Origin of the sequence: Mesomycoplasma bovoculi M165/69 (assembly GCF_000524555.1) — a bacterium.
GTDB lineage: Bacteria > Bacillota_I > Bacilli_A > Mycoplasmatales > Metamycoplasmataceae > Mesomycoplasma > Mesomycoplasma bovoculi.
On sequence record NZ_CP007154.1, the window covers coordinates 139,158 to 155,256 of the forward strand.

Annotated in this window: 16 protein-coding genes; 12 read left to right on the top strand and 4 right to left on the bottom strand. The window is 27.0% G+C overall.

The window, feature by feature from the left end:
* Positions 1-6 precede the first annotated feature (6 nt).
* From rsmD to MYB_RS00740, 7 genes are all read left to right on the top strand, one after another.
* Entirely contained in the window at positions 7-576 is a 570-nt protein-coding gene (gene rsmD / locus MYB_RS00710; RefSeq protein ID WP_022934939.1) for a 16S rRNA (guanine(966)-N(2))-methyltransferase RsmD, read from the top strand.
* On the top strand, positions 569-1,153 hold the full coding sequence (gmk, locus tag MYB_RS00715) for a guanylate kinase (protein WP_022934940.1): 585 nt from the start codon (positions 569-571) through the stop codon (positions 1,151-1,153). The genes rsmD and gmk overlap by 8 nt, the downstream gene beginning before the upstream one ends.
* Positions 1,153-2,004: a ribosome small subunit-dependent GTPase A gene (gene rsgA / locus MYB_RS00720; protein ID WP_022934941.1), complete on the top strand. Its 852-nt coding sequence runs from the start codon at positions 1,153-1,155 to the stop codon at positions 2,002-2,004. The genes gmk and rsgA overlap by 1 nt, the downstream gene beginning before the upstream one ends.
* On the top strand, positions 1,988-2,638 hold the full coding sequence (locus MYB_RS00725) for a ribulose-phosphate 3-epimerase (protein WP_022934942.1): 651 nt from the start codon (positions 1,988-1,990) through the stop codon (positions 2,636-2,638). The genes rsgA and MYB_RS00725 overlap by 17 nt, the downstream gene beginning before the upstream one ends.
* Positions 2,639-2,728: 90 nt before the next feature.
* Positions 2,729-3,214 carry a hypothetical protein gene (locus MYB_RS00730; protein ID WP_022934943.1) on the top strand — a complete coding sequence of 162 codons (486 nt, stop codon included), beginning with the start codon at positions 2,729-2,731 and terminating at the stop codon, positions 3,212-3,214.
* 21 nt (positions 3,215-3,235) lie between these two features.
* On the top strand, positions 3,236-3,841 hold the full coding sequence (gene trmB, locus MYB_RS00735) for a tRNA (guanosine(46)-N7)-methyltransferase TrmB (RefSeq protein ID WP_022934944.1): 606 nt from the start codon (positions 3,236-3,238) through the stop codon (positions 3,839-3,841).
* A gap of 142 nt (positions 3,842-3,983) precedes the next feature.
* A complete protein-coding gene (locus tag MYB_RS00740; protein ID WP_022934945.1) occupies positions 3,984-5,357 on the top strand; it encodes a M17 family metallopeptidase in 1,374 nt (457 codons plus the stop codon).
* A 70-nt stretch (positions 5,358-5,427) separates the two neighbouring features.
* Here the strand turns inward: MYB_RS00740 and ylqF are convergent, their stop codons facing one another.
* Positions 5,428-6,222 (bottom strand): ribosome biogenesis GTPase YlqF, encoded by a 795-nt coding sequence (gene ylqF, locus MYB_RS00745; protein ID WP_022934946.1) that lies wholly within the window; start codon positions 6,220-6,222, stop codon positions 5,428-5,430.
* Positions 6,223-6,284: 62 nt separating this feature from the next.
* Here ylqF and MYB_RS00750 point away from each other — a divergent pair, with 62 nt between their 5' ends.
* From MYB_RS00750 to MYB_RS00770, 5 genes are read left to right on the top strand one after another with little or no spacing between them, the layout of a single operon-like run.
* Complete coding sequence (locus tag MYB_RS00750; protein WP_022934947.1) at positions 6,285-6,791, top strand: dUTP diphosphatase; 507 nt, start codon at positions 6,285-6,287, stop codon at positions 6,789-6,791.
* Between the two features lie 8 nt (positions 6,792-6,799).
* The gene (locus tag MYB_RS00755; protein WP_022934948.1) at positions 6,800-7,657 is read left to right on the top strand and encodes a Cof-type HAD-IIB family hydrolase; all 858 of its coding nucleotides are present in this window, start codon (positions 6,800-6,802) and stop codon (positions 7,655-7,657) included.
* Positions 7,650-8,135, top strand: a complete 486-nt coding sequence (locus tag MYB_RS00760) for an MPN499 family protein (protein WP_022934949.1) — start codon at positions 7,650-7,652, stop codon at positions 8,133-8,135. Before MYB_RS00755 ends, MYB_RS00760 begins: the two co-directional genes overlap by 8 nt.
* Positions 8,135-9,820 carry a hypothetical protein gene (locus MYB_RS00765; protein WP_022934950.1) on the top strand — a complete coding sequence of 562 codons (1,686 nt, stop codon included), beginning with the start codon at positions 8,135-8,137 and terminating at the stop codon, positions 9,818-9,820. The genes MYB_RS00760 and MYB_RS00765 overlap by 1 nt, the downstream gene beginning before the upstream one ends.
* A gap of 5 nt (positions 9,821-9,825) precedes the next feature.
* A complete protein-coding gene (locus MYB_RS00770; RefSeq protein WP_022934951.1) occupies positions 9,826-11,055 on the top strand; it encodes a YbhB/YbcL family Raf kinase inhibitor-like protein in 1,230 nt (409 codons plus the stop codon).
* A 54-nt stretch (positions 11,056-11,109) separates the two neighbouring features.
* Here the strand turns inward: MYB_RS00770 and MYB_RS00775 are convergent, their stop codons facing one another.
* Genes MYB_RS00775 through dnaE form a run of 3 tightly spaced genes read right to left on the bottom strand, consistent with a single transcriptional unit; the run spans position 11,110 to position 16,099 of the window.
* Positions 11,110-12,246: an endonuclease/exonuclease/phosphatase family protein gene (locus MYB_RS00775; RefSeq protein ID WP_022934952.1), complete on the bottom strand. Its 1,137-nt coding sequence runs from the start codon at positions 12,244-12,246 to the stop codon at positions 11,110-11,112.
* Between the two features lie 42 nt (positions 12,247-12,288).
* Complete coding sequence (locus tag MYB_RS00780; protein ID WP_022934953.1) at positions 12,289-13,173, bottom strand: 5'-3' exonuclease; 885 nt, start codon at positions 13,171-13,173, stop codon at positions 12,289-12,291.
* Entirely contained in the window at positions 13,166-16,099 is a 2,934-nt protein-coding gene (gene dnaE, locus MYB_RS00785; protein ID WP_022934954.1) for a DNA polymerase III subunit alpha, read from the bottom strand. The genes MYB_RS00780 and dnaE overlap by 8 nt, the downstream gene beginning before the upstream one ends.

Below are 16,099 nucleotides of genomic sequence, written 5' to 3' on the forward strand. Positions count from 1 at the left end.
TAATTTATGATTCGAATTATTTCTGGAAAATATCGACGAGCTCAAATTAAAAATCCTGATTTTGAAATTGTTCGCCCAATGTCAGATCGCATTAGAGAGGCTATTTTTGCTAGCCTACAATTTTTTTTAGTGGGAAAAAAAGTTTTAGACTTGTTTGCAGGAACAGGTGCGATAGGAATTGAAGCAGTTTCGAGAGGTGCTTCACAGGTTTTGGCTTCAGAATTGAACAAATCTGTTTTCAACAACATTGTTGAAGTTGTTGAAAAATATAAAATTGAAGATTATCAGGTTTTTAATAGAAGTGCAGTTGATCTTCTTTTTTTTGTAAAGGGTCAAAAATTTGATATTATTTTTTTAGATCCACCACACAAAAATGAGCAAATAACTAAAGAGTGTTTTGCTCACATTAGTAAACTAGAATTGCTAAGCAATGATGGTTTTTTAATCTACAAAACTAATTTAGGTTCAAAATTAATTCCATTAGAAGAAGGTGGTTTTAAAATTGCAAAACTCAAGAAATATGGGCCTAATACTGTCTTTTTTTTACAAAACAATAATGGTGTTATAAGTGAATAAATTAATTATTTTAGTTGGACCTTCCGGGGTTGGTAAAGGAACTATTGAATCTGTTTTATTTAAAAATCAAAAAATCAAAATGAAACTTTCTATTTCAGCAACAACACGTGCTAAACGAGAAAATGAAGTGCATGGGATAAATTACTACTTCATTTCTAAACAAGAATTTGAAACCAAAATTAAAAATTCTGATTTTTTAGAGTGAAGTTCTCACTTTGACAATTACTATGGAACTTTAAAATCTCAGATTTCACAAATTCAAGATGATGGTTACTTGCCTTTGTTAGAAATTGATACAATTGGAGCTCTTCAAATTATTGAAAACTACAAGAATGAAAATCGTAGCGAAGAACTTATCACTATTTTTATCGAACCACCATCATTAGAAGAACTTGAAAAAAGAATGATAAATCGATTAACAGAAACAAAAGAACAAGTTTTAAAAAGATTAGCAAAAGCTAGGCAAGAAATTCAACAAAAAAATTTATTCAAATATAATGTTGTTAATGATAATATTCATGATTGTGTTGCTAAAATTGAAAAAATTTTGCTCGATGAGCAACAAAGGCATTCTTAGTGGAAGGTCGAATTACAAGAATTATTTCAGGCTTTTATGATGTTTTGAGCTTTGAAAACCAAGTAGAATATAAATTATTGCGAGGTAGTGGTAAATTAAGACAATCTAACATAACCCCTTTAGTTGGTGATATTGTTGATTTTGATCCTCAAGGGTTAGTTCATAGTGTAAAAACACGTCAAAATTTTTTAGATCGACCAAAAGTGGCTAACATTGATTTAGCTTTAATTATCACTTCAGTTGTTGAACCTAATTTTTCATCTTTATTAATAGACAAATTTTTGCTTTTGTTTGAATATAAACAAATTAAGCCTATAATTGTCATCACAAAAGCTGACTTAGTGGATTCAATTAAAGATGATATTTGAAACTATCAAAAAATGGGTTATAAACTTTTTATTATTAATCATAAACAAGAAATTTGTAGTGAATTTTTACAAATGTTAGAAAATAAATTATGTTTTGTGGTGGGTCAATCAGGAGTTGGCAAAACCAGTTTTATCAACAATCTTACAAATGGAAATTACAAAGTACAAAGCATTTCAAAAGCACTAAATCGCGGAAAACACACCACTAGAGTGACTCAAATAATTCGACATAAAAATTTTCAGATTATTGATACTCCAGGTTTTTCAAGTTTTGAAGTGAATCTAAACAAACAGCAAATAGCTATTGGATTTGCAGATTTTGCAAGATTAGCTAAAAATTGTAAATTCAATACTTGCTTGCACATGCAAGAAAATAAAGAAATTTGTGCTATAAAACAAGAGGTTGAAAAAGGATTAATTTTACCTTTTAGATATCAAAACTATCTTTATTTTTTAAGGAAACAAGATGAAAAAGATTATTAGTCCATCATTATTAAATGCAAGTAAATCTAGACGAGTCAAATTAGCACAAACACTATTTAATTTGGGAATTAAATGAATCCATTATGATTACATGGATGCCCAATTTGTTGAATCTACAGCTATTTCTGTTATAGAGATTCAAAACATTACTACTAAATTTCCAAAATATACAAGTGATGTTCACTTAATGTGTGTAAATCCAAAACCAGTCATTGAGCAACTGATATCACATATTGACTATGCAACCATCCACTATGAAAGTGTTTCAAAAGATGAAATTGAATATTTAATTTCAGAATTTAGTTCTAAAATTAAAATTGGAATAGCAATCAAACCAGAGACACAAGTGGAATCAATTTTGTATTTGTTAAACAAAATAAATTTAATTTTAGTTATGTCAGTTAATCCAGGCAAAGGTGGACAACAATTCATTAAAACAAGTTATGAGAAAATTTCACAACTAAGAAGATATATTGATGAGCATAAATTAGATGTTTTAATTCAAGTTGATGGGGGAATTAAAGACACTAATGCTCAAAAAGTTTTTGAAGCTGGTGCGGATATTGTTGTTGTTGGAACTTTTTTAGCAAGTAAACCATCTAAACAAAAAGTTATGTCACTTTTAAAAAATTAACTATAATTTTTAAAAAAAGATATAACATAGTTGCAAAAACAAACTAAAAAAATGTTTTTGTAGTATACTTTTAATAAAAAAGGGAATATAATGAAAAAATTATCTAAAGTTAGAAAAGACGGATTATTACAAAGCCAAGCCTTTTTCTATGAAGCAGTAGGTGGATTGTTTGGTGCTGGTTTGTGATATTTAGGTCGAATTAATCAAGCTATTATTCGTACAGGATTAACTCTTGTTGCTATTTTGTGTGTATTTATTCCAAGAGCAATGTATGATGCATCTACAATACAAGATGTTATTTCTAACAAAGTTTTTGGAATCACACTATTTGGTATTCTTTTACTAATTGCTGTTATTATTTGAAACATGGTTTCATTGTTAATGATATTTAAAGGAACCCAAAAAGATGGCTATTTAGTTAAAATTAATGATTGAGAAAAAAGTGAAGTTTTTGCTTCAAATTACAACCATATTGAGCACAAAAGTTTTTCAATTTTAGAAATTGAAGCAGGAATTTTAGACAAGCATGCTAATTTAAGAAGTAACCATCATCCTGATTGTCCAAATAGAGACTAAAATTCAATTTTGTTAAATTAAATGAGATTAAAAAATATACCCAATGCTCTTGAAAAATTAGAAGAACTAAATTTATTAATCACCAAACCTATTTCAGTTGATGAAAATTGAATTATAGAAGTTGGTATGGGAAAAGGTGAAATGATTGCATCTTTGGCCCAACAAAATCCAGATCAAAAATTTTTAGGTATTGAAAAATTCCCTTCAGCAGCAGTGAAAATTGCTAGATTTGTCAAAAATCAAAATCCTACAAATTTATTTGTTTTATGTAAAGACTTAATTGAAGTTCCCAATTGAGTTGATGGTAAAGTAAATCAAATATGACTAACTTTTAGTGATCCTTGACCAAAAAAGAAACATTTAAAACGACGATTAACTTATAAAACATTTTTAAATGTGTATCAAAAACTTTTATCTTCAAATGGTAAGTTAAGATTAAAAACAGATAGTGAAAGTTTTTTTAACTTTAGTAAGGAATCGTTAGTTGAAAATAAATGAGTTATTGACTACTCAATAAATGACATTAGTCAATCATATTTTGCTCAAGAAAATATTCAAACTAGTTATGAAAAAAAATGGACAGAAAAAGGAAAAAACATTTTTTATTTAGAGGCTCACCCTTTATAATTAATTTTTATAAATTTTTTTGTTTTTTTGGTAAAATTTAAAGAATTAATTTTTAAATTTTTGATTATAATATATAAAATATATTGTTTTAAAAATTTTAAAAAAATATTATTTCAGTAAATATAACAAAGGCTATTAAATTATGACAAAATTTATCGATGTGTTTATCAAATATGCAAATGAATTTGAACCAAGTATTATTACACTTGAACCTGCATACAATGAAGACAACATTCCTTACTTAATTAAGGAAGAATTTCATATTACTGAATTCCTTTCTGAAAAGAAAGCATACATTTTTTTAGGCAATAAAAATAAAGAACTTACCAAAGACCGTATGCGTCAACTTGCAACAAAAATTGCACAACTTCCACGTGATATTCAAATTGATTATGATAAATTCAATTCAAATTTCTTGAAATATTTGATTGAAGTTGTTGCTTTTGTTAGATCAGATATTTTTTCAGTTCGCTCAGATGCAGAAAAAACTAAAGCAAAATTTAAAGATATTATTGTTGTAAGCAAAAATGTTGAAAAACTGAAACCATTAGTTGATAAGTACCAAACTATTAACCAAGCAGTTAATTTTGCACGTCACTATCAAAATATGCCACCTAACATTGCGAATTCTGAGTTTTTAGCTAAAAAAATTGAAGAAAAATTATCTAAAAATCCTAATTTAACTGTTAGAGTTTTAAATGCAGAACAAATTAAAGAACTAAAAATGAATTTATTCTTATCTGTAAATAGAGGTTCAACTTACGAACCAAGATTAGTGGTAATTGAATACAATGGTTCTCCAGGTTCTGAACATAAAACTGCTTTTGTTGGAAAAGGAATCACATTTGATTCAGGTGGTTATAACTTAAAACCATCTTCATATATGGCTAATATGAAATATGATATGTCAGGAGCAATAATTTCAGCAGCAGCAATGGACGCTATTGCTAAATTTGCTCCAGTAGCAAATGTTTGTGCAGTTTTACCTTTAACTGACAATAGAGTTAATGGAGACGCAAATACTCCAGATGCAGTTTGAAAATCAATGAATGGTAAAACTGTTGAAATTAACAACACTGATGCTGAAGGCCGTTTGGTTCTTGCTGATGCAATGACATATGCAATTCGTGAACTAAAAGCTTCTGAAGTAATCACTATTGCAACATTAACTGGAGCAATTAGAGTGGCTCTTGGTGAAACCTTTACTGGTGCATTTGCAACAGATGACAAATTATTTAAAACCTTTAATGAAGCAACAAAAGAAAGTGGTGAATTAATTTGAAGAATGCCACTTCATAAAGATTTTGCTCAGGAAATCCGTAAATCTAGTGTTGCAGATTTAAAAAACACAGATTTAACTGGAGCTGCAGGTTCTTCATCTGCTGCAATGTTTTTAGATGAGTTTAGTGAAGGTAAACCTTTCCTTCATCTTGACATTGCTGGAACAGCTGATGTTAAAAGAACTCCAACTGGTGTAATGACTAAATCATTGATTGAATTTATTTTAAAAAAATAATATTTAAAATAATAAAACCCGAGATAATCTCGGGTTTTTAATTTTTAATTTGTTTGAAAGTTAGAATTTATTAATCTAAAAATAATTTTTGATTTTTAATAAAATTAATAAACCAATACATAGTTTTGTTTAAATCAAAACCATTTTTAGAAGAAAAATTTTTTAATTTAGCTAGTTTTTCAAGATTTTTTTCAATAATAGAGTCATCTTCTGATGGTTCTAAATTTAATTCTGACAAAATATTAGAGCAACAATTTGAAATTAATTTATAAATATTAATAGTTAAAAATTTTAAATCAAAAATATCAATTGGAATTGCATTTAAAATAATTAACTTAAAACCATTGGTTTGATCTTCTATTTTTGGAAACATAATTCCAGGAGTATCTAAAAACATGAAATTGCCAACATTTATTCATTGATTAGACCTGGTTACTCCAGGAATGTTGGCAGTTTTTAATTTTGATTTAGTTAGTAAATTAATCAAAGTGGATTTACCGCCATTTGGAATACCAACAACAAAAATTTTTAAATCAGTATTAATAAAGCCTTTATTTTTCAATTTATCAACTTTTTGTTGTAAAAATAGATTTAATTTACTAAAAATCATTTTTTTAGAACTAGTATCTTTTAGGTTTAATATCAGAACTTCACTATTTTTACTTTTCAATTGGTCAACAACTTGATTAATTTTTGTTTTATTAGATAAGTCACTTTTAGTAATTAAAATCAATCTTGGTTTGTTTGGATAGATTTTATCTAACTCATAATTATAACTACTTAGTGGCGCCCTACCATCTAAAACAACAATAAAAAGATCAGCTAATAAAGCTTTTTTATGAATAGAACGTAGTCCTTTGGCCATATGGCCAGGAAATCAATTAATTTTCATTTGTTTAAATTATAATAAATAGTAAAATTATAATTATGAATTTAAAACAAATATTTTTAAAACAGGAACAATTAGATAAAAGCTTTAGTAAATATATCAAGGAAAAAAATAATCCTGGGTTTTCACAAGATTCTAACTGAGAAGATCAAGTTATTATTGCAGCAATTATTGAAATTGCTGAATTTTGCAATGAAATTGAAGCTTTTAAATATTGAAAACAACATAAAAAAAACAATCATGAAAAAGAAATTGAGGAATTTGCTGATGCAATTCACTTTTTAGCTTCAGCTTGTTTGCACTTTAAAGTTGATTCTGAAATTGAAGAAAAAGTTGTTGCTTCTCGAGATTTAAACGACCAGACTAAAAAAGTTTTTAGTTTAGCAACAAATATGTTAAACAATAAAACAGCTGAGAATTTAGGTGAATTATTTAGTTATTTTCTAGGTTTTGCAAAACTTCGAGGTTGAACTGATGAAATGATTTTCAATGCCTATGAACAAAAACATCAAATAAATATAAATAGAATTAAAAATAATTATTAGTGAATAATATGACAAAAAAAGAAATAAATTCTAAAGTTAAAAATTTTGTTTTTGATCTAGATGGAACATTATTAACGACTAAAAAAGTGATTGATAATTTATCGATTATAGCTTTGAAAAATCTTCAAAATAAAGGCAAAAAAATTATTTTTTGTACTGGTCGCGCATGATATTATACAAAAAAATATTATTCAGAAATTAAGCCAGATTATCCAATAATTAGCTGCAATGGTGCAATGATTTACGATTACATTAAAGATGAAGTTGTTTATGCAAAGCTTTTTGCAAAGTCAAAAATAGAACAAATTATACAAATACTCAAAGAAAAACAGATTACTTTTTTGATATACACAACTGAAAAAATGCTGGGTTTTAGTCCTAATAAAACTAAGGGATTTTGATTTAATAAATTAGAAGAATATAATAAAAGCGTTGCTGATGATTTGAAAAATCCTATAAATTACTATGACTTACTAAGTTATGATTGAAGTAATTTAAATAATCAAAAAATAGTAAAATTTTTACTAGTTAAATCAGATAGTCAAGAATCTAATTTTTTAGAAGCTGAAAATCTTATCAAATCTATTGAGGATATTTATTTAGTCCAAGGCCAAAAGGAAGTTGTTGATATTATGTTGTCAGGTTTTGATAAAGGTCAAGGCTTGTTGTTTTTAAAGGAAAATTACAATTTAAATTTAGAAGAAACAATCGCATTTGGTGATGCAGAAAATGATATCCCAATGTTTTCTCAAGTTAAATATTCTGTGGCTATGGGCCAAGCAGATCCATTGGTTAGAGAAGCCGCTACATTTCAAACAGACTCTTGTGATAATAAAGGTATAGCTAATTTTTTAAAAGATGAATAAATCTAATCGGATAACTAAAGTTAAAGTAAATCATCACAATAATGGTTTTTGAGTAGTTCCCACGCTGCAAAATTTGTTTTTTTCATTAAAAATATCTACAATTTCAATTAAAAAATTTGATAAATTAATAGACATAGTTAATTCACTTAATTTACAAAATCAAGAAGTTGTTTTTAATTTTAATGGTGATAAACAATTCAAAAAATTTAATTTATTAACAAAACTTAGAGGTTTTGATTTCCAATTAAATATTAATGAAGTACAAAAATTAGATAATAGTGCTAAAATTTTATTTGAACCAGTAAAAAATTGTAAAATTTACTTTGATAAAAAAGGCTTGACCTTAATTTATAAAGGTTTAATCCCATTTTTTTCTAAAAACTATTATCAAAATTTGCTAATTCAAGCATTAAATGAGGATTCAAAACGACAAGTTTGCTTTTATTGAAGATTTTTTGGTTTTAAAAAAGGACAATAATGAAAAAATCTTTAACTAAACTACTCTTTTTAAGTTCTTCAGTCTTTGTGCCAATTACATTTGTGTCTTGTGCTACAATTCAAGATAAAAAAACACAAGAAAATAAAGAGAATTTACCTATTAATCCTCAAGAATTACTCAAAAACATAATTGATGTTCCACTTGGGATTGAAACACAAAATGTTGACACATTTTATTATCAAATTATAGCTAGTTATGTAGGCAAAAATTTTTCTAATTTAAATGGAAAATTTAATGATATGCTTCAAACAGCTAGTCAACTTGGCAACAAAATAGAAGATGCTGCTAAGTATAAAGAAATACTTAGTGAAACAATAAATAAAATAAAAGAAATAGCAAATTTAATAGATACAGATTTTGGCGTGTATGAACAAAATAGTTTTGCTGATTTTAAAGTTAAATTAGACAAATCACTAGATGATTTAAAAGCAATAGATAATCAAACACAAAATGATGAAAAAGCAAAAGAAACCATTGCTAAATTAACTAATATAATACGTTCTATAAATAATGAAAGATTTGATACAATAAATAAAATAGATTGACAGACATATTTTGATTCTAAAAAAAATGATGATGGTTTCAAAAAATATGTACAAAGATTTTATGAAGGTACCTCTTATTTGGATGCTAGTGAATACTTAGATAAATGAAGAGAATTAGGCACATATTCAAAAAATAAAAAAGATATCATCACAGGCTATAATTGATTTTATAATTATGGAGCAGGCTTTAATAAAGGTAATATTAATTTTAATCCCCTATATTTATACAACTCACTTGCACTACAACTAGCTAAAAAAACTTATGCAGCAGAAATAGCTAAAAATGAAAAACCAAGTGTGGTTCCTATTTCACATAATTCACTTGCTAATCTTGATGATGTAATTGAGAATGCATCTAATGGTCATGAAAATGCTTTTTGATTTGATTATGATTTTAACAAACTTAACTATATTAAAGGAGTAATAGAAGGTTCTTTAAAAGACACAAGTATTGATTTTGGTATTTTTAAAAAATCTATTTTTGATCAGCAATATAAATTAATGAATTATTTTCAACAAATGGTTGAAGATGCAAACAAGAAGTATAATCAAAAAGATGTAAATAAATCAACAGAAAAAGATAAAAAAATTGAAAATAGTGTTGAAAATAAAGAAGATTCGAAAACTCAAGACACACAAACAAATCCAAAAAACCCAAATGAACAAAAAACTCAGGATGCAAAAATAAAACAAAACCAAGGCAATGAAACAGAAATTAAGTTTTATTTAAAACCATACTTTTTCCAAGATTCACAAACTAAAGCGAATTCAGCTAACCAATTAGAAAATGTAATTTATAAGTTGTATTTAGTTGAGCAAACCACTAACAAGCCTAAAAATGTAGACCCAAATGTATTGATCACAGCTCCAAATTTTTCTATTGAAGAATTAGATGCTGCTGAAAAATCAGGCAATAACAATAATCCTAAAAAAATCAAGGTAATTAGTTTAACTAGAAGAATTACTATCAATAATTTTTTAACAACAGAAAATAACACAATTGAGCCACAAAATTGACAATTTAATAAAGATTTATTTGTTCACACTCTTTGAAATGTTTTAGCTGTTGATCAAGGTTTCCCATTACCTTTTGATGCATCATTATTAAAGGATAATTAGAAATAATGATTGAAATCAAAATCCCTGATGTTGTGAAAGGAGTATTAAATACTCAATTTGGCAATGGTAATTTAGGTGGAGATTTTCGAAATTCTGTTAGTTTTCCTTTGAGTTGATCCAAAGTTAAAGGGGCAAAATCATATGCAGTTACTTTAATAGATTATGAGTCAACCAACACACTTGGCGCTATTTTTGTGCATTGAGTGGCTACTAACATTAAAACTAATAAATTAAAATGAGATGAATCTTTTGCAAAAAAAGATAAACTATTTCAATTTGAAAATAGTGTAACAGATAAAGCTAGTGCTTATATGTTGCAATCATTTTACCAAAGCCATCCAAATGGTGTTTATTTTGGCCCTTTTCCACCTGATTGTGACCACAATTATCGTTTAGAAGTTTTTGCTTTAGATATTAATGACATTTTAGAAAATTCTCCATTTGATCCAAAACAACCTTTATTTTACGATCAGTTTTTAGAATTAATTAAAAATCATGTTGTTGATTGAGGTGTTACAAGTTTCTTATATCGAACTCGTTCTAAGATGGAAGAAGGTCGAATTATTCCTTTAGAAATCACAGAAAATCAATTAAATTTGCCTCTTTCTGAAGAACAAAGTAAATTTTTTGTTAGTTTTGACAAAATTAATTTTTATTCAAATGCACTGCAAGCTCGAAGTAATAATTATCATCTTTTAGATATAAAATACCTTGGAAAAGAAGCTTCTTCCTTAATTTATGGTGCTCAAAATTTTGATTTAGAAATTTATAGTGAATCACAAAATATTAAAGAATATGTAATTTTAGTTACTAGTTTTGCAGAAACATCTTCACTTGGAGTAGGGCTAGTTTGTTGAGTTAAGGTTGGTATTAAAAAAACAAATGACAGTTATAAAACTATTATTTTAGCAGGAAACAATCCTTTTGAAAAAAGCGATGATTTAGTACAAATTCAAAACACTTTTGCAGGACCAAGTGCTGAAACCATAGCATCTATTATAGGAAAAAATGTTACAGATTTTGATTTAATAGATCATTCATATGGTTTGTTATTTTTGCCTGGCTTGACAAATGGTCAAGGAAATTATAGTTTAGAAATTTTTGGAATTAATCAGGAAATTGATTGAGCAAATATTGAAAAAACTAAAGGACAAAAACTAAATGCAACCGATGTGTTACAAACTATTAAAGGTAAAATAGTGGCATATAATAGAACTTTTTTCAAATTAGTTTAAATTTATTGATATATTCAAATATTAAAAAAGTGTTTATTTTAAACACTTTTTTAATTAATCTTTATCATTTTTATTAAGCTCTAAAGTAAAAAAGACTGGAGCATGATCGCTTATGCCTGTACGAATTTTAGAGATAATATTTTTTAATTGGTTTTCTTTGTCATCTTGCTTTTTTAATTCTGCAAAAGTTGCTTCATTAACAATTTTTTTATCAAAAACACTTCACAAATCAAAGACTTTTGCATCTTTTGTTTTTAAATCTCCTTTGTAGAAGATTTTATCATATGAGTTTGCATATCCAATTTCTGTATTTTTCAATGAACTAAGGTCATCTGGAGTTAATAAAGATTTATATGTTTTAAGTGTGCTAGCAAAAACTCCACTATGATTTGGTCCCTTAATATTTGTGTCACCCATAAAAATAATTTCATTATTTGGCCCATCATTGGCATCTATGTAATTAAGTGCATCAATTAGGTGTTCACCTTCTTGAACTTCTTGTTCACCTTGTCCACTAAAAAATCGACTAGATTTTTCCCTATCTTTCCCCTTACGTTTTTTCTTAGGTCCAGGTGCATCAAAGTGATCTAAAGCTACAGTAAAATCATTTTTAATATCACCCTTTGTTTGAAATTTTACAGCAGCAACAGGCCTTGCAAATTCAAAATCAGTTTTAGCTATTAAATAAGGATTTGTTTTAGGAGAAGTGAAGTCCACAGTTTCTAGCAAAGATTTTTTGTACAAAAAAGTATATCTTTCTTTTTGATTTATTTTACCTTCAGGATCTGTTGTTAGCTGGCTTCATTCTGCTTTTGGATCTAGTTTGTTTAAATAATCAACAATTATGGAACCATCGCTTTCTGGTTTTATTTCTGCAAGTCCAACAAGATCAGCTTTATTGTAATTAATAACATCAGCAATAGCCAAACTTTTTGCACTATTATTTTTATTTACATAGTTAAGCACATTTCAAAAACCAATTCTTATAGATTTGGTCTCTTCGTTAGAAGAATTTGGCAATTTTGAAGCATCACTAGTTGGGTTATTATTGTTTGTTTTGGAAACATTAACAAGAGTGCCTTCAAAATTTTGCTTATTATGATGGAGTGCATATTTAACTCCAAAACCAATACCAACACTAACGCCTATTACCAGGCTTGTAATTATAATATATTTAAAAATCTTTTTCATACAAAAATTGTAAAAAATTTTTTTTAAAAATGAATAAATTTTTTATTTTTTTATGTAAGAAACAAAATTATTTTTTACTGTTTTTAGTTCTAATTTATCAAGTAAAGTGATTAATTCATCGTTGATTAAAATTTGAAATTTTTTTTCAAGTATACTGTTATCAAAAATCGCATCAAATCTTAAAGTTATAAAATTTTGAAAAAAAAGCAATTTATCTTTTTTTTCTTTAATTTGTTGACTAATTTTTGGAGAAAGCATATCGGCGTTTTTAATAATGTTGTTTAAATTATTAAATTCTTTTAGTAATTTTTGAGCACCCTTTTCACCCAATCCTTCAATGATTTTGATATTATCAGATTTATCTCCTGCTAAAACTTTAAAATCAACAACTTGAGAAGGCAAGATATTCATAATAGATTCAAAATTATCTATATTTTTAATACTGATAATATCATTTTTAATAGAATCAACAACAATTGTTTGTTTATCAACTAATTGAAGTAAATCTTGATCAGAAGAAAAAATTATTATTTGAGTGTTTGAATCTTTATTTATTAAACTTTGCTTCATTGAAGCAATTAAGTCATCTGCTTCAAAGTCAAAGTTTTCAGCTCATGGCATTTGAATTAAGTTTAAAATTTCTTTGACTATTTGCATTTGCTCAAATAAAGAATCAGGAGCTTGGGTTCTCCCTTTTTTGTAGTCTTCAAAACTTTGATGCCTAGGTGTTTTACTTCCCTTGTCAAAAGCAAAAAAACAAAAATCAGGTTTAATAAGTTTTATTAACTTGAAAAAAGTCATAAAAAATGTGTGAATTGCATTGGTTTGCTGACCACTAGAATTTTGCATAATTGAGCCATAACTACTTGCATAAAATGACTTAAATAGCAATAAATTTCCATCAATTAGTAAAGCTTTTTTATTCATAATTAACCTCAATAAATTCATTTCTAGTAAATGAAAACATATTTTTTTGATTAATAGTTAAAAACAATTTGTATGTTTTGTTCACTTTTAAGGATTTGAAATAATCAATTCGAGAGCCAAAAACTCAAACTTTTATTTTATCAGTTAAATCTGTTAAGTGTAAGACAAGGGTGTCTGCACCAGCTTTTGTTTTATTATGTTCCATTTTGAATAATTTCAAGATTACAGAGTATTCAATACCACGATGAAAACTTTGCAAACTAGGTTGGTTTGCGAAAACTTTAGGTTTTGGTGTCTCTATAAAATTCATTCCTAAAAAATCATATTCATTTTTTAAACTTTCCTTTAAATCAAAGTCTAGTTGATTCATTTGAAATTTAGAATTAATTAGGTCAATATCTATTTTTATTTTTTTGTTTTCATCATAAAAAACATAATCTTGAAATTGTAATACACTTTGTAAATTTGCAAGCAATGTTTGTTGATTTCCAAAGTCAGATAAAGCATTTGCTTTAATCAATTTTTCAATATTAACAATTGAAAAATTGATTAATTTCATTCTTAAAACAAAATCAATAAAACCTTGGTAGTCACCATTGGTTTGCCGTTCTTCGATTAAAGATTTAGCAGCAACCTCACCAATTTGTTTTATCATAATAAGTGGCAAAATAATACTTTGACTTTTTTTGTCATAAAAAGCTTCTATCAATGATTTGTTGACATTTGGTGGAATAATTTTGTATTTTAATTCACTAACTTCTTTGACATATTTTTCAATATTTGCTTGATTTCCATTTTCATTTGAAATCAAATAGCAATAAAATTGTACAGGATATCTAGATTTTAAAAAGGCCATTTTATAAGCTAATGTTGCATATGCAGTTGCATGGGCTTTATTAAATCCATAAGCCGCAAATTTTAAAATCAAGTCATAAATTTGTTTGACATAATTTATATTATGTCCCTTTTTAACTGCGTTTTGAATGAAAAGTTCTTTAATTTCTGACATCTTTTTTTCATCTTTTTTTGAAATTGCTATCCTAATCAAATCAGCTTGAGCTAAATCAAAACCAGCAATTGTTTGGCAAATTTGCATAATTTGTTCTTGATAAATAATAATTCCATAAGTTGATTCAATGATTTTATCAAAATCAGGATGAATTTTTTCTCATTGTATTTTTTGATTTTTACGATCTTTGTAAACTGAAATTTGCTTAATTGGTCCTGGTCTAAAAAGTGAAATTGTTGCAACAACATCGTTAAATGAATCTACGCCAACACCTTTAATAGTAGATGACATTCCTGGAGATTCAAGTTGAAAAATCCCTTTTGTAAAGCCTTGTGAGAGTAATTTATTGGTTTTTTCATCAGAAAGTGGCAAATCTTCAAAGTCTATTTTTTTGCCATCTTCTTGAATTGAGTGCAAAATTTCACTAACAATATTTAAATTTCTAAGTCCTAATAAATCAATTTTTAAAAGAGAAAATTCTTCTAAAAATTCAGCACTAAATTGTACTTGGTTGTATCCCTCGCGTGAAAGTAATGTTGGAACCAAATTTGTTAAAGGTTCCTTAGAAATTACAATTCCAGCAGCATGGGTTCCAGATTGGCGTGGCATTCCCTCTAAAAATGTAGCAATTTCATAAATTTGTTTATAAATATATTCGCCGTTTTCATTGGGTGTTTCAATCAAAGTTCGAAAATTAGATTTTTTTTCATTGTAACACTCTTTGAGTGTTTGTCCCATTTTGATTAGCTTGCTATTTTGGTTAATTTCAGTTTCTGAAATACCAAAATTTCGAGAAATATCTCGAAAAACACTACGAGCTCCTAAAGTAGAAAATGTAACAATAGTAGCTGTGTGTTCAAAACCATATTTTTGCTGAATATAATTAATAATCTCATTTCGTCTAGTATCTTGAATGTCAATGTCAATATCGGGCATTGTGATTCTCATAGGATTGAGAAATCTTTCAAATAGCAAGTCATATTTTAAAGGATTGACTTGTGTGATATCGAGAAGATAGGAAACCAAAGAGCCAGAAGAAGAACCACGACCCGGCCCAATTAAAATTTTTTGTTCTCTTGCTCATTTTAGAAAATCTCAAATGAGCAAGAAATAATTGGAAAAATCAAGATCTCGAATAGTTCTATATTCAAAATCAAGACGTTTAAGAGCAGAAGAAAAATTTCTTAATTCTTCTTCTTTAGATTTAAAAGCATCTCGCAAAATTCTTTTCAGTTCAATATTTGGGTCAAGATTTTCCAAACCTACAACTGAAGGTAAATTTAAAAAAGGTTTTGGAAACTCAACATTAATATCTGCTACTAAATTATTGGTTCTTTCTATAATTTGTTTATCAATTTTTTCACTTCATTGGTCAAAATTGTATAAATCTTGTGGTTGATATTCAACACCACGAATTTTAGCCAATTCAACTAAATAGACTTGCTCATCAGAATTTAAAACATTGCGATGTTGAACTCAAACTGCGTTTGAAATATTAGGGTCATTTGCAACTATATAATAATTTTTTAAATTTAGTTGTTTTTTGTTTTTGACAAAGTATCCAAGATCGGGATGGTCAATAATAATGACATTATAATTTTCTAGCTCACTTATTGCAACATTTTGATTGTGCATCTTTTTTGAAGATAAAACACATAAATGTTGGTAGCCTTTATAGTTTTTAGCTAATAAAATAAAGTGATAATCTTCAGCAACAATTTCTAGTCCAATAATAGGTTTGATTCCAGATTCTTTACATAGTTTGTAAAATTTTGGGACCCCAAACATATTATTTAAATCTGTTAGTGCAAGTGCACCTAACTTATTTTTTTTAGCAAAATCAATAAGTAGATCTAATTTAATAGTAGATGATAAAAAAGTGTATTCACTATTTGTGTGTAGATTTATTAATTCCAT